The sequence below is a fragment of the Actinoplanes sp. NPDC049598 genome (genome assembly GCF_040675435.1).
Taxonomy (GTDB): Bacteria; Actinomycetota; Actinomycetes; order Mycobacteriales; family Micromonosporaceae; genus Actinoplanes.
Genome location: NZ_JBFAOX010000014.1, coordinates 1 through 18,857, shown reverse-complemented (window position 1 = coordinate 18,857; position 18,857 = coordinate 1). Strand labels below are relative to the sequence as shown.

The 18,857-nt window shown below is 71.4% G+C and carries 19 protein-coding genes; 8 read left to right on the top strand and 11 right to left on the bottom strand.

The genetic code is table 11. The features are described 5' to 3' along the window. Nucleotides 1–66 precede the first annotated feature (66 nt). A complete protein-coding gene (locus AB0J66_RS29175) occupies nt 67–1,266 on the bottom strand; it encodes an MsnO8 family LLM class oxidoreductase (RefSeq protein ID WP_364667151.1) in 1,200 nt (399 codons plus the stop codon). An 81-nt stretch (nt 1,267–1,347) separates the two neighbouring features. Between AB0J66_RS29175 and AB0J66_RS29170 the strand changes: the two genes are divergently transcribed. Further along, the gene (locus AB0J66_RS29170) at nt 1,348–2,262 is read left to right on the top strand and encodes an SDR family oxidoreductase (RefSeq protein WP_364667148.1); all 915 of its coding nucleotides are present in this window, start codon (nt 1,348–1,350) and stop codon (nt 2,260–2,262) included. On the opposite strand, the gene AB0J66_RS29165 is transcribed toward AB0J66_RS29170, so the two are convergent. After that, nucleotides 2,253–3,215, bottom strand: a complete 963-nt coding sequence (locus tag AB0J66_RS29165; protein ID WP_364667145.1) for a YafY family protein — start codon at nt 3,213–3,215, stop codon at nt 2,253–2,255. The two genes, AB0J66_RS29170 and AB0J66_RS29165, sit on opposite strands and share 10 nt — an antisense overlap. 27 nt (nt 3,216–3,242) lie before the next feature. On the opposite strand from AB0J66_RS29165, the gene AB0J66_RS29160 reads away from it, so the two are divergent. Continuing rightward, nucleotides 3,243–5,066, top strand: coding sequence for a hypothetical protein (locus AB0J66_RS29160; protein WP_364667142.1), 1,824 nt, complete (start codon nt 3,243–3,245; stop codon nt 5,064–5,066). Between the two features lie 28 nt (nt 5,067–5,094). Here AB0J66_RS29160 and AB0J66_RS29155 read toward each other — a convergent pair whose 3' ends face one another. Both AB0J66_RS29155 and AB0J66_RS29150 read right to left on the bottom strand, forming a co-directional pair. After that, nucleotides 5,095–5,382 (bottom strand): hypothetical protein, encoded by a 288-nt coding sequence (locus tag AB0J66_RS29155; protein WP_364667140.1) that lies wholly within the window; start codon nt 5,380–5,382, stop codon nt 5,095–5,097. Continuing rightward, a complete protein-coding gene (locus tag AB0J66_RS29150) occupies nt 5,379–5,771 on the bottom strand; it encodes a hypothetical protein (RefSeq protein ID WP_364667137.1) in 393 nt (130 codons plus the stop codon). The genes AB0J66_RS29155 and AB0J66_RS29150 overlap by 4 nt, the downstream gene beginning before the upstream one ends. 290 nt (nt 5,772–6,061) lie before the next feature. On the opposite strand from AB0J66_RS29150, the gene AB0J66_RS29145 reads away from it, so the two are divergent. Both AB0J66_RS29145 and AB0J66_RS29140 read left to right on the top strand, forming a co-directional pair. Continuing rightward, nucleotides 6,062–7,300: a hypothetical protein gene (locus AB0J66_RS29145; RefSeq protein ID WP_364667134.1), complete on the top strand. Its 1,239-nt coding sequence runs from the start codon at nt 6,062–6,064 to the stop codon at nt 7,298–7,300. Nucleotides 7,301–7,316: 16 nt separating this feature from the next. Further along, entirely contained in the window at nt 7,317–8,129 is an 813-nt protein-coding gene (locus AB0J66_RS29140; protein ID WP_364667132.1) for a DNA-formamidopyrimidine glycosylase family protein, read from the top strand. 148 nt (nt 8,130–8,277) lie between these two features. Here AB0J66_RS29140 and AB0J66_RS29135 read toward each other — a convergent pair whose 3' ends face one another. From AB0J66_RS29135 to AB0J66_RS29120, 4 genes are all read right to left on the bottom strand, one after another. Next, the gene (locus AB0J66_RS29135) at nt 8,278–8,769 is read right to left on the bottom strand and encodes a DUF6596 domain-containing protein (protein WP_364667129.1); all 492 of its coding nucleotides are present in this window, start codon (nt 8,767–8,769) and stop codon (nt 8,278–8,280) included. Between the two features lie 64 nt (nt 8,770–8,833). Next, a complete protein-coding gene (locus AB0J66_RS29130; RefSeq protein ID WP_364667126.1) occupies nt 8,834–8,968 on the bottom strand; it encodes a hypothetical protein in 135 nt (44 codons plus the stop codon). A 153-nt stretch (nt 8,969–9,121) separates the two neighbouring features. After that, nucleotides 9,122–9,577: a hypothetical protein gene (locus AB0J66_RS29125; RefSeq protein ID WP_364667124.1), complete on the bottom strand. Its 456-nt coding sequence runs from the start codon at nt 9,575–9,577 to the stop codon at nt 9,122–9,124. A gap of 85 nt (nt 9,578–9,662) precedes the next feature. Continuing rightward, entirely contained in the window at nt 9,663–10,238 is a 576-nt protein-coding gene (locus tag AB0J66_RS29120; protein WP_364667121.1) for a TetR family transcriptional regulator, read from the bottom strand. 63 nt (nt 10,239–10,301) lie between these two features. On the opposite strand from AB0J66_RS29120, the gene AB0J66_RS29115 reads away from it, so the two are divergent. Together AB0J66_RS29115 and AB0J66_RS29110 are read left to right on the top strand one after the other, a co-directional pair. Continuing rightward, complete coding sequence (locus AB0J66_RS29115; RefSeq protein WP_364667118.1) at nt 10,302–10,871, top strand: dihydrofolate reductase family protein; 570 nt, start codon at nt 10,302–10,304, stop codon at nt 10,869–10,871. Nucleotides 10,872–10,901: 30 nt separating this feature from the next. Then, nucleotides 10,902–13,691: a CARDB domain-containing protein gene (locus AB0J66_RS29110; protein ID WP_364667117.1), complete on the top strand. Its 2,790-nt coding sequence runs from the start codon at nt 10,902–10,904 to the stop codon at nt 13,689–13,691. A gap of 31 nt (nt 13,692–13,722) precedes the next feature. Here the strand turns inward: AB0J66_RS29110 and AB0J66_RS29105 are convergent, their stop codons facing one another. After that, complete coding sequence (locus tag AB0J66_RS29105; RefSeq protein WP_364667114.1) at nt 13,723–14,424, bottom strand: class I SAM-dependent methyltransferase; 702 nt, start codon at nt 14,422–14,424, stop codon at nt 13,723–13,725. 154 nt (nt 14,425–14,578) lie between these two features. Further along, nucleotides 14,579–16,108, bottom strand: a complete 1,530-nt coding sequence (locus AB0J66_RS29100; RefSeq protein ID WP_364667112.1) for a M4 family metallopeptidase — start codon at nt 16,106–16,108, stop codon at nt 14,579–14,581. Between the two features lie 175 nt (nt 16,109–16,283). Here AB0J66_RS29100 and AB0J66_RS29095 point away from each other — a divergent pair, with 175 nt between their 5' ends. Both AB0J66_RS29095 and AB0J66_RS29090 read left to right on the top strand, forming a co-directional pair. Beyond that, nucleotides 16,284–17,114 (top strand): alpha/beta hydrolase, encoded by an 831-nt coding sequence (locus AB0J66_RS29095; RefSeq protein WP_364667109.1) that lies wholly within the window; start codon nt 16,284–16,286, stop codon nt 17,112–17,114. Further along, nucleotides 17,107–17,733 carry a WHG domain-containing protein gene (locus tag AB0J66_RS29090; RefSeq protein ID WP_364667107.1) on the top strand — a complete coding sequence of 209 codons (627 nt, stop codon included), beginning with the start codon at nt 17,107–17,109 and terminating at the stop codon, nt 17,731–17,733. The genes AB0J66_RS29095 and AB0J66_RS29090 overlap by 8 nt, the downstream gene beginning before the upstream one ends. On the opposite strand, the gene AB0J66_RS29085 is transcribed toward AB0J66_RS29090, so the two are convergent. Beyond that, nucleotides 17,730–18,719: a LacI family DNA-binding transcriptional regulator gene (locus tag AB0J66_RS29085; protein WP_364667104.1), complete on the bottom strand. Its 990-nt coding sequence runs from the start codon at nt 18,717–18,719 to the stop codon at nt 17,730–17,732. The genes AB0J66_RS29090 and AB0J66_RS29085 overlap by 4 nt on opposite strands. Nucleotides 18,720–18,857: the final 138 nt, after the last annotated feature.

Sequence of the window (18,857 nt, the reverse complement as noted above, 5' to 3'; positions counted from 1 at the left end):
GGTCATCGGCCGCCCTGGTCATCGAGCGCCCTGGTCATCGGGCGGCCCGGTCATCGGGCGCCCTGGTCATCGGGCGGGCTGGAATAGGGCGGCCAGCGCCGCGTCGGAGGCGGCCAGCGCGGCCCGGTCGAAGGTGCTGCCGGCGGCGACCAGCTCGGCCGCGCCGGTTCGCTCGATCAGCTCGCCGAGCCGGCTCTCCACCTGGGCCGAGGTGCCGGCGACGGCCGCGGCGGCCGTCCGTTCGAGATATTGCTGCTGGCGCGGGGTCCGGGCGGCGGCTCTGGCGGCGGCCACCGGTTCCAAGGGCGGGAAGACCCCGGTGGTACGGCTTTGCGCCATCGCCCAAGCCTCGGGCAGCAGCAGATCGGCGGCCTCGGCGGCGGTGTCGGCCACCAGCACGTCAAGGCTGACCGCGACCCAGGGCTGCGCCTGCTGCTCCGACGGCCGGAAAGCGCGGCGGTAACGGGCCAGCGCCTCCAGGCCCGGCGCGGGGTCGCCACCGACGCCCAGCAACGGTCCGCCGACGATCACCGGAAGCCCCAACTCGGCCGCGACCTGCAGCCCGCTGCCGGTGGCCAGCACGTAGAGCGGGATCGGGCCCTCCGGCTGCGGGTGCAGGCCGATCTCCGCGGTCCCAGTGAGAAAGCCACGCAGTTCAGCCAGGTCGGCGGCAAAGCCCGAGCCGGCGGCCGGGCTGGCGGTGGTGGCCGGGCTGGCGGTGGTGGCCGGGCTGGCGGTGGTGGCCGGGCTGGCGGTGGTGGCCGGGCTGGCGGTGGTGGCCGGGCTGGCAGCGGAGGCCGGGCTGGCAGCGGAGGCCGGGCTGGCAGCGGAGGCTGGGCTGGCGGCGGAGGTTGGGCCAGTAGTGGTGGTCGAGCTGGGCGCGCGGTCGCGGTCGGGCTGGCGCAGGGCGCGGCGGACCGGGGCGGTGAAGCCGGGCGACCGGCCCAGCCCCAGGTCGACCCGGCCCGGTGCGAAGGCGGACAGCGTGGCGAACTGCTCGGCCACGACCAACGGCTGGTGGTGCGGCAGCATCACCCCGGCCGAGCCGATCCGGATGGTCGTCGTCGCACCGGCCACCGCGGCCAGCAGCACGGACGGGGCCGAACCGGCGATGCCGGGGACGCCGTGGTGCTCGGCCACCCAGAGCCGGCCGTAGCCGAGCCGTTCCGCCTGGACCGCCCGCGCCACCGTGCCGCGCAGGGCTGCCGGCTCGGGTTCGCCGGCCCGGGTGCGGGAGCGGTCCAGCAGCGAAAGGTTGATCACCACAGGTTCAGCATGGCCCGGCCGGCGGATGTTCCCGGGAAAGTCGGACACCCGCTGTCAGGTTTTCGGCGCAGGATCGGGCTCATGACGAAACCACTCAGCGGAAAGGTCGCCCTCGTCGCGGGGGCCACGCGCGGGGCCGGCCGGCAGATCGCGGTGCAGCTCGGCGCGGCCGGGGCGACGGTCTACGCGACCGGGCGCAGCACGCGGGAGCGGCCCTCGGCCATGGGCCGGCCGGAGACGATCGAGGAGACGGCCGAGCTGGTGACGGCGGCCGGCGGCACCGGCGTCGGGATCGCCGTCGACCACCTGGAGGCCGGGCCGGTCGAGCGGCTCGTCCGGCGGATCGACGAGGAGCAGGGGCGGCTCGATGTCCTGGTCAACGACGTGTGGGGCGGTGACCCGCTGACCACCTGGAACAAGCCGGTCTGGGAACAGTCGCTCGAGGCCGGGCAGAAGCTGCTCCGCCAGGCCGTCGACACGCACATCATCACCAGCCACTACGCGCTGCCCCTGCTGATCCGGCGGCCGGGCGGGCTGGTCCTGGAGATCGGCGACGGGACGACCGAGTACAACTCCACCAACTACCGGCTGTCGGTCTTCTACGACCTGGCCAAGTGGTCGGTGAACCGGCTCGCCTTCGTCTGGTCCAAGGAGCTGGCCGACCACGGCGGTACGGCCGTCGCGCTCACCCCAGGCTGGCTGCGCTCGGAGATGATGCTGGACCACTACGGCGTCCGCGAGGAGAACTGGCGTGATGCCACCGCGAAGGAGCCGCACTTCGCGATCTCGGAGACGCCCGCCTACGTCGGCCGGGCGGTGGCGGCGCTGGCGGCGGACCCGGACCGGGCCCGCTGGAACGGCCGGTCCGTGTCGAGCGGTGAGCTCGCGCAGGCGTACGGCTTCACCGATCTTGACGGTAGCCGGCCCGACGCCTGGCGCTACCTGGTCGAGGTGCAGGACCCCGGCAAGCCCGCGGACGTCACCGGCTACCGGTAGAGCTCGGCGGTCCGGCGCGCGGCCGCAGCGAGGCGGGCCCGCAGCGGCGGCGGTTCGAGGACCTCGGCCTCCGGGCCCAGACGCAGGACGTACGAGTACGCGACGTCCAGCGACTCGACCGGCAGGCGGGTGCGGACCCACCCGTCCGGGCCCGGCTCGCTTGCCGCGTCCAGCGCCTCCCGCACGGCCACCGGCTCGGCCACGAACCGCAGCTGCCGCAGGCCGTCCGGGCTGAGCCGGATCGTGATCGTCTCGCCGAGCATCTGCCGGACGAACTCGGCCGCGCGCTCGGCCCAGAACCCGGGCAGGTCGAAGGCCGGGTCGCGCTCGAAGGTGTCCTCGCCGGCCTCGACCGACTCGATGCGGTCGACCCGATAGGTCCGGAAGGCGCCCGACACCTTGCCGACCAGGTACCAGGTGCCGTTCTTGAGCACGAGACCGTACGGCTCGACGGTGCGGGTGACAACTTCACGGCGGCGGTACGCCACCGTGAGCACCCGATCCTGCCAGACCGCCGGTGTCAGCTCGGTCAACGCCGGCGGCGGCTCGTTCTCCCGGAACCACCCCGGCGCGTCCAGGTGGAAGCGTTGCCCCGCCGCCTCCGACGCCGTCCGGAGCTCGGGTGGCAGCGCGGCCAGCACTTTCCTCCGTACGGCCTTGACCGGCTCGCCGAGCCCCATGTCACCCGCCGGACCCGGCAGCCCGGCCAGGAACAGCGCCTCCGCCTCGCTCCGGCTCAGCCCGGTCAGGCGCGTGCGATAGCCGCCGACCAGCCGGTACCCACCGGCCCGGCCCTGCTCGGCGTAGACCGGCACCCCGGCCGCGGACAACGCGAGCACATCGCGGTAGACGGTCCGCTCGGACACCTCCAGCTCGGCGGCCAGCTCGGCCGCGGTCAGGGTGCCGCGGGACTGCAGCAGCAGGACGAGGTTGATGAGGCGGGCAGCGCGCACGCCCCACTCTATTTAGGATGGGCCGCCATGAGACAACGCGCGCTCGTGGTGTCGAGTCTGATCGCCCTGCTCGTGTCGATGCTGGTGGCGCCCCGGGCCGCGCAGGCCGCCCCACCCGCGCTGCCCGGCGGCAAGGCCAACTGGGTCGTCTCGGTCGGCGGCCTGACCAACAACAACGATCCGCGCAACTGGGTGCGGCTCGGCTACTACGTCTTCCACGACGACGGCACGGCCGAGACCAACTATTGGACCTGGAACGAGGCCGACAGCCCGGAGCGGGTCAACACCGTCAAGGCCGACTGTACGGGGACTGTCCCGCACTGCTACGTCCGTACGGTCGAAGGCTTTCAAGGTGATCCGACCGGCGGCTTCCGCGGGAGCTTCGACTACGACGCGACCGGCCGGCTGGTGGTGACCTGGAAGACCGACCGGGACGGCAAGGACATCGCCGACCTGCGCGAGACCTGGACCGTCGAGGCGGGGCTGGTCGACGGCAAGCTGGCCCGGATCACCAGCCCGACCTACTACGCCAACACGGGGAGCACGAACAACCCGGACGTGCCCGACCCGGTGGCCGGTGAGTTCAGCAGCTACAGCGCCACGTTCGGGGTCGGCTACGGCAGCAACACCGCTCTCGACTCGGCGACCCGCGTGAGCATGAGCGAGCTCGTGAACGACAGCAAGTACAACTCGAAGCGCTACCGCGGCACCTTCCTGCTGACCAACGGCGGTCTGCTCGACCGGCAGTGGGCCGGTGGCAACTTCACCTTCAGCGGCGCGCAGGGCGACAACACCGCGAACCCGTGGCAGAAGTGCTCCGGCACCGAGTGTCTGGGCTTCGTCCAGCACGGCACGTCGTGCAGCTCCGAGACCAACCCGGACAAGGACCGGGCCCGCTACATCGCCGAGGTCGGCGGCGGGCGGCGCAACACCGAGGAGTACTGGTGCATGCTGCTGGCCGGCGGCGCCGACTGCTACCTCTACAACTCCCACCCGCGGCCGATGCTGCAGATCATCGACGACGCCGGGGATTTCCAGGGCTGGGTCGGGGCCGAGGCGTTCAGCCACGTGAGCACGGCCACCGGCAAGCCGGATCAAGCCTGGGGCCAGTACTACTGGGGGATCTTCGACACCGTCTCGCCCGCGCTTCAGAATCGCATCCCCGACACCGGCTGGGCCGGCGGCCAGGCCATCCCGCGGTTCACCCTGCCCAACGGGTCCAACGTGGCCACCGGCGACCTGGCCTGGAACGCCGACGCCCTGGTGTTCTCCGGCCGCAACCACGTCCAGAGCGGCTGCCGCTACGTCGAATTCCTCGCCACCGGCAACGACGGCTCGCGGCAGCGAGGCACCTCGAGCCCGTTGTGCGCGGGCGTGGAAGCCGACGGCACCCGCGTCTTCCAGGGCTCGCTGAGCTTCCCGCAGGGCGCGGCCAGTGTCGTCGTCACCTACTGGTCGACCACGGACGGCGTGATCACCGCGGTCAACTGCACCCCGGCCGATGGCTGCTCGCCGGTCGACCGTAGGCCGTTCCGCCTGGTCTACGGCAACAGCGTGGCCTCCGGGACGCTGACCTGGATCGGCCCCTCCATCCTCTTCGAGGGCAACAACCACGTGGCCAGCGGCTGCCGCCTGGTCGAGATCACCGCCACCGGCCCGGACGGCTCCACCCGCTCCGGCTCCTCCAGCAAGTTCTGCTCCGCCGGCGACCGCCCCTTCGGCCCCCAACTGATCGACATGACCCCCGCCGGCGGCACCACGAGCGTCAAAATCACCTACAAGATCGCCCCCGACGCCCAAACCACCCCGGCGCCGGGCCCCACCACAACCTGCACCCGCCTCGGCTGCTGACCGAAGGGCCGGCACCCGCACCCCGGGGTTAGGCACTCCGGCCGCGAACTCGGCCGCGGCGGCGAGGAAGGCCGCCGGCACTCGCGTCAAGGTCGTGCCACCAGATGGCCGACTCGGTCTGGTCACGGGTGCGTACCGTGCCGGCGGTCGAGCCGAGGGCCTCGACCTCGTTGAGGTCGCGGGCGTAGGCGGCGCTGCCGAGGGCGGGCGGTCCGGCCGTACGGAAGTCGGTGGCGCGGCGGATGACGAACGGTTTGACGACGGCGAGGTGGGCGCCGAACAGCTCACCGACCGAAACCGCGTCGATGAACGTCACGGCTCCTGGGCGAAGCCCGGGGGAGTGGGCCGCCACTGACCCGGCGCGGTGCCGATGGGCCAGGTGGCGACGCGGTCCGAGCCGTCACCGCGACGGAACTCGATCATCGCGGCCGCGGCCTCCTCCCCGAGCGCGATGCCGACGATGTTGTCATTCGTGGCCCTGCGCCCGGCGGCGACCGGTGACCCGGCGATCGCCCGCGTCGCCGCGGTGGCCGACCCCGCGGTGGCCGTTGGCCCGGCGATCGCCCGCGTCGCCGCGGTGGCCGACCGCGCGGTGGCCGTTAGCCGGCGATAGCCCGCGGTCCTGCGGTGGCCGGTGACCCCGCGGCGACCGGTGACCCCGCGGTGGCCGGTGGCGCGGCGACGGCCGGCGATCGCGGTGCGCAACCTGCGGTCGGTGGGCCGACCGGCCCGGCCATGGTCAGGGTGAGCGCGGCGGCCACGGCCACGCGGCGAAGCGAACCGGGCATGATCGAATACCCCCGTAGCTGATCATTTCGGTCGAAGAGTGCGAACCTCAGCGCGCCGACCCGCCTCGCGTCCGGCAGGCCATCGACAAAAGCCTATGTCTCCGGTTTCGGCTTCTACCGGCTTATGGGCCTTTGCCAGATTGCCGCCATCGCCCGCTGCTGATCTTGGTCGATATGGCAACGGTGCAGGTCAGGTAGGGTGGCCCGATGCCCAGCCGACGTGTCCGCCTTTCGCTGGCCCTGACCACCGCGGCGGTGTCGCTGGGCGGCGCGCTGGTTTTTGTCGGCTTTGCCCCGGCCGGGACGACTCCCGTGAGCGCGCCCGTGCGCTCCGTGAGCCAGTCCGCCTCGCCGTCGTCTGTCGCCGCCAAGCTGGGGCCGGCGACCTACATCACGTCGCCGGCGCCGACACCGACCCCGACATCGAAACCGGCGCCCTCGCCCACGCCCGACAACGGCATCCACGTCGACTGTGAGAAGGGCGACGACAGCAACAAGGGCACGCTCGCCCAGCCCCTGCGCAGCATCGGGGCCGCCACCTCGCGGGAGGGCGCCGTGATCGAGCTGGCCCGCGGGTGCACCTGGCCGGCCACGACCATTCAGCTTCAGGGCAAAGGCACAGTTCTCACGGCGTACGGCTCCGGGGCCCTCCCGGTCATCGACGGCGGGATGGCCGACGCCGACAGCGTCGTGGTGCTGACCGGCGCCAACCAGGTTCTGGAGAACGTCCGGGTCACGAACGCGAAGGGCAACGCCGTCGAGATCCAGGGCGAGCGCGGCGCGGTCCGGTCCAGCACGATCGACCACGCGGGGGTCGGGGTGCTGCTCAAGGCGACCGGCGCCTCGGTCGACGGGGTGACCGTCCGTGACCTGCACATGGTGCTGGACACGCCCGGTGGCGACGACGACTACGGCGCGTTCGGCTTCGCCGTGCAGGCCAACGGCGTCGACATCGGCCGGAGCAGCTGTACCAACTGCCGGGCCCCGAGCAACGACTACGGTTACGACGGCGGCTTCGTCGAGGTGTGGAACTACGCCGACGACCTCGACGTGCACGACAACACCGGCTCCAACACGCAGGGCATCCTCGAGATCGGCGCGGACAGGCCCGACTCCTCGGCTCGGGGGATCCGGCTGCGCGACAACACGTTCCGCGAATCGCACGGCGGGCTCGTGCTGCACACCGACGGCACCTTCGCCATCGCCGACGCGGAGATCGCCGTCACGGGCAACACCATCAGCAGTACGGGTTCGCAGGACCCGCCGATTCTGGACGGCGACCTGACCAACGTAACCTTCGACGGCAACACGGTGAGCACGGCCAGCTTCGTCAGTCATTCCGCGCCGGCCAGTCACCGCTGCAACAGCATCACGTTGCGTGGCGGCGCCGAGGTGGGGTACCAGCGCGACAGCACCGAGAAACTGGGCGGCCGGTCCGCCTGCTGACCTCGCGGAGGGATCAATGCCGGAGCTGCCGGAAGTCGAGTCGGCGCGCGCGGTCATCGAACGGTCCGGCCTCGGCCGCAAGATCGTCGAGGTCGACGACTCCGATTCGTACGTCTGCCGCCCTCATCTTCCCGGTCAGATCCGGGACGCGCTGCTCGGGCGGGAGCTGACCGCGGCCCATCGCCGGGGCAAGAGCATGTGGTGCGACACCAGCGACGACGGGCCCGAGCTGGGCATCCATCTCGGCATGTCGGGCAAGATCGTGATCGCCGACCCGGACGGCAGCGAGATCGACGGCGGCGACTACTGGGAGGGGCGCCGGGTTCCGGGTGACTATCGGTGGTCGCGGTTCGCGCTGACGTTCGCCGACGGCGGCCGGCTTCTGCTGGTCGACCCGCGGCGGCTGGGCCGCGTCCGCCTGGACCCGCCGGTCGAGGGTCTCGGCCCGGACGCGGCGACGGTCACGCCGGGCCAGTTCCGGGCGGCGCTGGGCTTCGGCACCGCCCCGGTCAAGGCGCGGCTGCTCGACCAGGACGCCATCGCCGGCATCGGGAACCTGCTGGCCGATCAGATTCTGTGGGCGGCCCGGATCAACCCGGGCCGCCGCGTCGACCGCCTCACCCCCGATGACGTCGTCCACCTGCTGCGGGCCACCCGCAGCGCCGTCCGGGCGGCGATCCGGGACGGCGGCGTGCACACCCTCAGGGTGATCCCGTTCCGCCGGCCGGGCGGCCACTGCCCCCGCGACGGCGCCCCGATGGCCATGAGCAAGGTCGGCGGCCGGACGAGTTGGTGGTGCACCGTCGAGCAGCCCCTGACCGGTTCCTAGCCGGCGCCGCGGGCGGGGCCGGAGTCCTGCGCGGGGCCGGCGTCCTGCGCGGGGCGGGCGTCCTGCGCGGGGCGGGCGTCCTGCGCGGGGCCGGCATTGCAGGCGGCGGCGCGGGCTCGGAGCAGGGTGCGTTCGCGCTGGTTGCGGGTCAGCTCGGCCGCCCGCTCGAACTCGGCGCGAGCCTCGACGGGTCGGCCCAGCCGGGTGAGGAGGCCGCCGCGGACGCTGGGCAGCAGGTGATTGTCGCGCAGGACCGGGAAGGCCGGGCCAGCACCCGGCCCAGCCGCAGCGCCTCCGCGCACAGCTCCGGCCGCATCCAGTCGTCGCCGGCCGTGGCCGAGTAACCCTCGTTGAAGATCAGGTACACGACCTCCAGGACCGGGGACAGGCGGGCCGGCAGCGCCGGGCCGCTCGGGACCTCGTACGGCACCTGGGCCTTGGCCAGGGTCTTCTTGGCCCGGACGATGCGCTGAGCCACCGTGGCCTCCGGCACCAGGAAGGCCCGGGCGATCTCGTCGGTGGTCAGCCCGCCGAGCATCCGCAGGGTCAGCGCGACCCGGGCCTCGGTGGAGAGCGCGGGGTGACACGCCACGAAGACCAGCCGCAGCAGGTCGTCGCCGAAGCTGTCGGCCTCGGCCACGACCTGCTCGCCGATGTCCGGAGTGGACTCCTCGAGCTAGACCGTCTCGATCGTGCGGTGGGTGTCAGCTGGCATAACCGGCGGCGGCCTTCTCCTCCCGCTTGGCCACGGCCTTCCGCTGCTCGGCGGTGAACTCGTGGCCGAAGTCCTCGGCCGTGTACAGCTTGAACCACTCGACGCACTCCTCGCGCGACTTCATCTCGACCAGGTAGAAGCCGGCGATCAGCTCCTTGGTCTCGGGCGAACGGCCCGTCCACCCCGGTCTTGCCTCGCCGTCGAAGTAGATCCGGGTGCCTTGTCAGCAACGCGTCGATCGGCGCCCGCTCCATTCGGCACCCGGCCGGAAGATTTCTCAGCGGCGGCGGGCCCGTACGGCGAGCACCAGGCCCGCGATGGAGAGCAGGGCCGCGATCGTCTCGGCCACGGCCGAGCCCACCTTGCCGGGCGCGTTCCACGTGTTCTCGTACAGGTTGGGCAGGAAGCCCAGCTGACCGACATTGACGTACGTGTAGAGGGTCACCGCCACTGCGGCGCTTCCGGCTACGAGCAGGGACAGGATCCAGGTCGGTACGCTCGGCGCGATCAGCACCGCGAGGGCGACCACGATCGCCACGACGCCCTGGATGCGGAAGAGTGTTCCCTCGCTCATCACGGATGAATGGAACTGGTCGTACTGCCCGGCGTCATGCAGGTGGACAAAGGCGTCGACGGCGAGCAGGGCCGCGGTCAGCACGGCGAGCGTCCGCTGGGCCACGGACACGTGGCGCCACGCCACGTGCGAGCCGGTGTGCATTACATGGTCGGTCATCGGTCTGGCTCCCTCCGGGGTTCTCTTACCGCCCACGGTCGTCTCCGCGGGCGGCCCCGCCATCGGCGCCACCTGCAAACCGCCGCTACCGGCCAGCCGGTATCAGGCGGCGGGTCAGCGCCTCCACGATCTCCTCCGGGGAGCGGCCGGCGTTGATCGACGGGGTGAGGAGGTCCAGGAGCAGGCCGTCCATGGCGTAGTGCATCAGGGCGATGTCGAAGGGCCCGGTGGGGAAGCCCGCCTTCCGGCTGAAATCCACGTCGGCCCGGTAGCCGCGCTGGAGGATGTCGCCGAGCAGCTCGGCCAGGCCGGGCCGGCGGGTGGCTTCCAGGCGCAGCTCCATCAGCGCCAGCATGACCTCGGGTTCGGCCGTGGCGCGTTCGACGATGTAGCGCATGTAGTCGGTGAACAGCTTCAGGTCGGGCTCGCGACCGGCGAACGCGGCCAAGCGCGCGGGGTCGGGCGTGAGGCGTTCGAAGACGCGGTGGCCCAGCGCCACCAGCAGCGCATCGCGCGACCCGAAGTAGTTCGACGCGGTGCCCGGCGGCACCTCGGCCGCCCGGTCGACCGATCGGTGGGTGAGGCCGCGGGCCCCCTCGGCGGCGAGGACACGCAGGCCGGCGTCGGCGAGCTGAGCACGGCGTTCGGGGTTCCGGGGCACCGGAGCAGGATAGCTCCGTGCTACGTTGACCACGACAGATGTAGTGGTTACCGAGGGAGAGTCGTGCGCGAACTGACTTACTACGTGGCGGTCACCGTCGATGGCTTCATCGCGGCGCCGGACGGGGATTTCGGTTTCTTCCCGGTCGAGGGGGACCACTTCGCGGGCCTGATCGAGGAGTTCCCCGAGACGTTCCCGGTGCACGCGCGGGCGGCGCTGGGGATCGCCGACGTGCCCAACAAGCGGTTCGACAGTGTGGTGATGGGCCGGCACACCTACGAGCCGGCGGCGGCGGCCGGGCTCACCAGCGCCTACCCGCACCTCGACCAGCATGTCTTCTCGCGGACGATGCGCTCGGCCCCCGACCCCACGGTCACCGTCGTCGACGAGGACCCGGTGAGCTACGTACGGCGACTCAAGGAACGCGACGGCCGGGGCATCTGGCTGTGCGGCGGGGGAGAGCTCGCCGGGGCGCTGCTGCCGGAGATCGACGAGCTGATCCTCAAGGTGAACCCGGTGGTGATCGGATCCGGGCGGCCGCTCTTCACGCGAGACTTTCAGGTGCGGGCCTTCACCTTCATGAGTGCCCGGGCGTACGACAGCGGAGTGGTCGTGCAGCGTTACCGGCGGTAGCTTTTGTCCGTTTTTGGGTATATTCCGCGCATGCAAAATACCGATGTGACCGCGCCGGGACGCTCCCGGCGGAGAGTGCCGTTCGTCGCGGTGGCGGGCTTGCTCGCCGGCATGGTCGTGGCCGTGCTGCCGGCCAGTCCGGCCGCCGCGGTCACCAAGACGCTGGCCTACTTCACCGGCATGAAGAACGGCCAAGGCGCGGTGAACGTCGTCGACACCGCCGACGGCACCGTGGTGGGCACGTTCGCCGGGGGCGCCGGGCCGCTCAACATCGCGGTCGCTCCCAACGGGAAGACCGCCTACGTCTCCCAGTTCTCGACGAACCTGCTGTCCAAAATTGACCTGACCACCAACACCGTCGTCAAGACGATCACGGTCGGCCTCGGCCCCCGTCACGCCGAGTTCTACAACGACGGGCAGAAGCTCTACGTCGCCAACTCGAGCGCCTCGACCGTGTCGGTGATCGACACCGCAACCGACGCGGTCATCAAAACGATCCCCGTGGGGAACGACCCGATGGGTGTGTGGATCGCGCCGACCGGGTTCGCGTATGTCCCCAACTTCGGGTCCGACACCGTTTCGGTGATCGACACCTCGACCGATGCCGTGATCAAGGCCATTCCGGTTGTCGACCCCTATGCCGCGGCGATCAAGCCCGACAGCTCCCGTGTCTACGTCACCAGCTACAGCGGCGGTCAGGTGACGATGATCAAGACCTCGACCCTGGCGGTCGAGGGTCAGTTCGCCGATCCCACGCCCGGCTACACGGCGGCGATCAGCCCGGACGGCGCGCATCTTTACATCGGCCACGCCGGCGGCGCCTTGTCGGTCATCGACACCGCCGACAATTCCAAGAACACCGTAGCCAGCCCCACCTTCCTGGGGGCGGCTCCCACGGCGGACGGCTCGCGGGTCTACTTCAGCGGGCTCGGCAACAACTCGCGTGTGCTCGACACGTCGAACAACACGCTCAGTCCCGTGGCCACCGGGCTCGACACCACGTACGGCGTGGCGGTCGCGAGCGTGACCGCGCCCTGGGCCGACCTGAGCGTCAGCATCACCGGTACTGCCAATCCGGCCGAGGCCGGCACCGCCTTCCGCTACAACGCCCCGGTGACCAACCTGGGCCCGGACTCGGTCACCGGCGCCGAAGCCACCATTGCCCTGACCGGCGCCGCCCGCACCATCGAGTTCGCGTCGACCGGCCTGGGCGGCTCCTGCACCGTCAACGCGGCCACGGTGGCCTGCACCTGGCCCACCCTCGCGGCGAACGCCAAACCCACCGTCACGATGTCGGTCAAGCCGCAGGCGGCCGGAACCATCGAGGCGACGGCCACCGTGAAGTCCGGCCAGATCGACATCGACCGAACCAACAACACCGCCAAGGCGATCACGACCGTCGCCCCGGCCAAGTCGGTCGACCTGGCCGTGACCACGACCGGCCCCACCGACCCGGTCGAGGTCGGCGCCGACTACGCCTACAAGGCGGTGGTCAAGAACAACGGCCCCGACGCGGCCACCGGCGCCGAGGCCACCGTCACCCTGACCGGCGCCGCCCGCACCATCCAGTCCGCGGTCAACGACCACGGCAGCCTGTGCGACATCAACGGCGAGAACGTCGTCGTGTGCCCCATGGCCAACCTGGCCAAGGACGCCACCGCGACGGTCACCGTGATCGTCAGGCCGACGGCCGCCGGCGCCATCACCGCGAAGGCCGACGTCAAGGCCGACCAGACCGACCCGGCCGTGGCCAACAACACCAGCAGCGCGAGCACCGTCATCAAGCTGCCACCGGCGGCCGACCTGGGCGTGATCACCTCGGGCCCGGCGGATCCGGTCGAGGTCGGTACGAATTACACGTACAAGGCGGTGATCAAGAACAGCGGCCCGGATGCCGCCACCGGTGTGAAGGGGACCATCGGGCTGGACGGGGCGGCCCGGGCCGTCGTTAGTGTGACTAGCGACAAGGGGACGTGTGCGGCCAGCGTGTGCACGATCGGCGGTCTGGCCGACGGGGCCGAGGCCACGATCACGGTGACGGTCAAGCCGTCGGCGGCGGGAACGATCACCGCGAAGGCTGACGTCGAGGCCGAGCAGGCCGATCCCGTACAGGCCAACAACACCGGCAGCGCGACCACGACGATCAAGGCGGCGCCTTCGGCCGATCTGGGCGTCACGACGACCGACTCGGCCGACCCGGTCGCGCTGGCCGGCACCTTCGTCTCGACCAGCAAGGTGACCAACAGCGGGCCGGATGCGGCCACCGGTGTCACCACCACGGTGACGCTGAGCGGGGCGGCGAGCGTCATTCTCGACGCCGCCAGCACGCAGGGCACCTGCTCGATCGCCGGGACGACCGCCACCTGCACCATCGGCAACCTGGCCAAGGGCGCGTCGGCGGCGATCACGCTCACGGTCGAGCCGCAGGCCACCGGCACGGTTGTCGCCACGGCCAAGGTCGCGGGGACGCTCGCCGATCCGGTCGCGGGCAACAACACCGCCGTGCAGAACACCGTGGTCGACAACGCCAAGGGTTGCACGATCATCGGCACGGCCGGGAACAACTTCCTGGCCGGTGGGGCCGGCAACGACGTGATCTGTCTGCTGGCCGGGAACGACACCGTGAACTCGTTCGGCGGCAACGACGTCGTCTACGGCGGTTCCGGCAGTGACACTGTTCAGGGTGACACCGGCAACGACACGATCTACGGGGGGCCCGGCAACGACACGCTCGCCGGCGGTCCCGGCGTCGACAAGCTCGACGGCGGTCCCGGCACCGACATCTGCACGGCCGGGGAGACCCTGGTCAGCTGCCCGTGAGGTCTGACGCCGGGGCCACCAGGCCCCGGCGTCAGTGGCTGCGGAAGGCGCGGGTCATCAGCGAGACGCCGGGCAGCGACTGTACGGGCAGGAAGCGCTCACTGACGATGACGGTGGTGAGCGCCGCGTTGACCAGCGGGTTCATCTTGCGCAGGTCGCTGCTGGTGGACCGTTTGCGGGTGTAGGCGGCGGCCGGGCGCAGGAGCACGTTCCAGCTCCACATCCGCTCGATCTCCAGGCCGCCGCTCTCGACGGCCGTGCGCAGGGTGCCGCGGGTGTACCGGCGGAGGTGGCCGACCGCCTCGTCGTGGGCCGACCACAGTTTCATGTCGCACGGGACGGTGATCAGGGCGCTGCCGCCGGGGCGGAGGACCCGGCGCATTTCGGCGACCACCCGCTCGTCGTCGTCAATGTGTTCCAGAACGTCGAAGGCCACCACCAGATCGACCGATTCCGAGGCGAAGGGAAGATGTCGGCCATCTCCGCGCACGGTGGGTAATGCGCGGTCGTGGGCGGCTTGGGCGCCATCGTGGCCGTATTCGACGGCAATCGGTGACCAGCCGTGGCGCTGCAGAACCCGGGTGTTGCCGCCGCCCGCGGCGCCGATGTCGAGCGCTCGACCAGGAACTCCGGGCAGTCGGCGGAGGTTTCGGGCGAGCAGGGCCCGGCGCTCCCGGTACCACCAGTGGCGATCTTCGAGCGCGACCAGCTTTTGGATCTCCGTACTGTCCACTAAGCCATTTTTAGTGGTTCGAAGTGGATCGAGCAAGGATTCCGGAGAATTGCCGAAAAGGCCGGTGGCGGAGCCCAATAATACGCGACGAAGGGCGGAAAATCATGAAAATGGGCCGGCGCCTCGGGGGAAGCGCCGGCCCGTGCAACAAGGATCAGCAGGTGGGCTCGCCGGACTGGGCCGGCAGGCTGACCGCGTTCCAGGCGGCCTTGACCGCGTTGAACTGGGTGCAGCTGCCCGGGTAGAGGTTCTTGGCGGCCTGCAGCGTCCACACGCGGTACTTCGCGTACGAGGAGCTGGAGGTCTTCAGCAGCATCGCGTTGTACATGATCTTCGTGGCGGTCTGGATGCCCAGCCCGGTCACCGTGGTGCCGTTGCAGGTGGAGCTGGCCGGCTGGCCGTTGCCGCTGCTGCCCTGGGCCAGCAGGTAGAACCAGTGGTTGCCGGGGCCGGCGGCCGCGTGCACCTCGGAGCCGGGGGTGCTGCTGGAGTAGCAGTTGCTGTCACCGGCGAGCGAGGGGTTGTACATGTACCGGATCGGGCCGCTGCCGACCAGGTTGACCTCCTCGCCGACCTGGTAGTCGAACGGGTCGTTGGGGTTGGCCGCGTACGCCTCGGTGGCCGCCCCGATCGTGTCGGCGACGAACTCCTGGGTGCCGCCCTTCGAGATGCCGCCCGGGGTCTTGTCGTCGATGCCGTGGCCCAGCTCGTGGCCGACCACGTCGAGCGACGAGATCCACTTGCCGGCGGTGTTCTTGCCGATCTGGACCTGGGTGCCGTCGTAGTACGCGTTCTGGTCGTTCAGGCCGACCCGGATCGGCCAGGCGCCGCCGGAGCCGTTCTGACCGTTACGGCCCAGCCACGCCGACAGCATGGCCTTCTGCTTCTGCGCCACGTAGAGCGCGTCCACGCAGCCGGTCTCCTTGTTGGTGCCGTTGCCGTTGCCCCACACGTTGTCGGAGCCGGAGAAGGTCACCCGGGTCGAGGCGTCCTGGCAGCTCAGGTTGGTGGTCGACGGGTCCTTGAGGGAGTACGTCGAGCCGGACTGGGTGGTGTTGAGCGACACCGACCCGTTGATCCAGCCGGTGCCGGTGCCGGTGGCCTCGGTGACGTGCTCCTCGGTGGAGAGCACCTTGCCGGTCGCCGCGTCCACGTCGACCGTGAGCCGGCTGACGCCCTCGGCGCTGGTGCCGTTGACCGTGGTCTCGTAGGCCAGCCGGGCCGCCTGGCCCTCGGGGGCCACCACCACGAGCCGGGTCGTCTCGACGCCGCTCACGGTCTTGAGCTGCTGCTTGGCTGTCGCGACGGCCGCGGCCTCGGAGATCGTGGGCACCGTCGACAGCTCGCCGATCGGGCTGCTCTGCGCGACCGAGGTGTACCGGGTCTGGCCGGCGTCGTCGGTGACCACTACGAAGTCGCCACCCTTGACCGGGAAGCCCTTGTAGTTGCGGTCGTACGCCGCGTACGTCAGGCCCTGCGACTTGATGACCTGGCTCCGATGGAACGTGTCGTTCCGGCCGGCCAGCAGGGCGGCCGGCCGGGCGGCGACCACCGCGTCGGCCTGTGCGACCGCGTCCACGGACGGCGTGGGCGCTTTCGCCGCGGCCGGACCGGACACCGCGACCAGCGCGCCGGCCGCGGCGGTTCCGGCCGCCAGCGCGATGGTCAGGGAGATTCGTGGCATGGTGCGTGCTCCTTCCCCGGCCCGTCGGGGGTGTGCGGGCCGGTGCCGGGTGAGACACGAGTGACGCTATCTATGACCGTCTATCGGCGAATCAGGGAAAACCCTCGCGGTTGACGGCGTTGGCTAATCGCGTTAGCCTCTAGCTAACGCAAATAGCCAAGCTGGGAGATGCACGATGACCGAGTTCCTGACCATCGACGGCGGCACCATCGCGTACGACGTGACCGGCGAGGGGCCGCTGGTCGTGCTCGCGCCGGGCATCGGCAACAGCCGCAGCGCGTACCGCTTCGTCGCGCCCCGGCTGATCGAGGCCGGCTACCGGGTGGCCACGGTCGACCTGCGCGGGGCCGGTGAATCCAGCGCTCAGTGGCCCTCCTACTCGCGTACCGACATCGCGGGTGACCTGATCGCGGTGATCCGCCACCTCGGTGGCCCGGCCGTGCTGGTCGGCCACTCGATCTCCGGTGGCGCCGCCACCATCGCCGCCGCCCAGGCCCCCGATCTGATCAGCGGCGTCGTCGAGCTGGCCCCGTTCACCCGGGCCCAGTCGTTCAAGCTGGGCGACCTGACCCACAGCGCCTACCGCAAGGGCACCCTCAAGATGGCCGGCACCATGATGGGGCGGCTGTCCTCCTGGACGGGCTACCTCGACCTGGCCTACCCGGGCCGCAAGCCGGCCGACTGGTCCGCCGACCTGGCCGCGACCGAGGCCATGCTGCGCGAGCCGGGCCGGATGAAGGCCCTGCAGAAGATGACCCAGACGTCCCCGGCCGACGCCGGCGCCCAGCTGGGCAACGTGCGCTGCCCGGTTCTGATCGTCGAGGGCACGCTGGACCCGGACTGGGCCGACCCGCGCGCCGAGGGCGAGGCGATCGTCACCGCGATGCCGGCCGGGCTGGCCCGCCTTGAGATGATCGAAGGCGCCGGGCACTACCCGCACGCGCAGTTCCCCGACGAAACGGTGTCCCTCATGCTCACCTTCCTGCAGGCCGACGCCCGTGCCTAGGGCGGGCCTGGCCCCGGCCGCGGTCATCGAGGCCGGGGCCGCGCTGGCCGACGAGGTCGGCTTCGACAAGCTCAGCATGGGGTTGCTGGCCGAGCGGCTCGGCGTGCGCACCCCTTCGCTCTACAAGCACGTCGACTCGCTGGAGGCGCTGCGCCGCGGCATCACGGTCCTGGCCATCCGCGAGTTCACCGACGCGGTGTTCCGGGCCGCCGTCGGCCGGTCCGGCCCGGACGCGGTCCGAGCGTTCGCCGAGGCCCACCGCCGCTGGGCGCTCGAGCACCCCGGCCGTTACGAGGCCACCGTGCGCGCCCCCGACCCGGGCGACGCCGAGGAGGAGGAGCACCGCCAGGTGAGCAACGACGTCATGCAGATCATGTACGACGTGCTGGCCGGCTTCGACCTGCACGGCACCGACGCGGTCGACGCGGCCCGGGTGCTGCGCTCCTCGCTGCACGGCTTCGCCAGCATCGAGGCGGCCGGCGGCTTCGGCCTGCCCCGCGACGTCAACCGCAGCTTCACCTTCCTCGTCGACACCCTGATCACCGGTCTCCAGCACGCCCCGGCCTCGGCCCCGGGCGAGCCGCCGGCCGGCCGCGAGTACCACCCGACCGGCGGTTAGCCCGCGACGCGGCCGGTCGACTGCCGCTCGATGAACTTCACCGGCAACACCAGCGGCGGCGCGCCCGGACGCGCGCCGTGCAGCACGGCCAGGCAGTTACGGACGCCGGTCTCACCCATGTGCCGCAAGGGCGCGGCCACGGTGGTCAAGGCAGGTTCGACCACTTCGCCGTACGGGATGTTGTCGAACCCGACCACGCTGACGTCACCCGGCACCCGCCGCCCGAGCGTGCGCAGGCCCTTGATCACGCCGATCGCGAGCTGATCGTTGTAGGCCAGCACCGCGCTCGCCCCGAGCTCGGCCACTCGCCGGGCCGCACGGAACCCGGCCGCCATGGTCGGCGGGTTCGGCCCGAGCCGGCGTACGGTCAGCTCCAGCTCACCCGCCGCCTCCCGCAGGGCCCGCCAGCGGACCCCCTCGGACCAGCTCTCCTCGGGCCCGGCCACGTACGTGACGCCCTCGTGCCCGAGCAGCGCCAGGTGCTCGGCCGCCTCGCGTACGCCCCGGGGGTTGTCCGGAATGAGGCAGGCGACCTCCGGAATGACCCGGTTGAGCAGCACCGTCGCCTTCTGCTTGGCGACCACCCGCAGCGCCGAGTCGCTCATCCGCGAACTGGCGATGACCAGCGCGTCCACCGCCCCCAGTTCGCCCTCGATCGTCTCCCGCTCCCGCTCCGCCGACTCACCGGTGTGCGACAGGATCAACATGTAGCCCTCGGCCCGCGCCGCCTCGTACGCACCCTTGATGATCTCGCCGTAGAACGGGTTGGTCACGTCCGCGACAACCAGCCCGATCGCCTTGGTCGTCGGGAAGGTCCGCGGCCCGCCCAACCGATCCGCCCGATAACCCAGCCGCTCCGCGGCTTCAAAGACGGCCCGGGCCGTACGAGCACTGACCCGCCCCGGCCGCGAATAGGCCCGCGACACCGTCGACGCCGCCACCCCAGCCTCCCGAGCCACGTCGTAGATCGTCGGCTCCTTCGGCACTCGCCCAGCCTACGCAGCCCACCCGGCGTCGCCCCGTCCCGTGCCCCGCGCCCGCGCCTCACTCCGCCCGTGCCCCTGCCGCGCCGTGCCCGCGCCATGCGCCGCGCCCGCGCCATGCGCCGCGCCCGCGCCATGCGC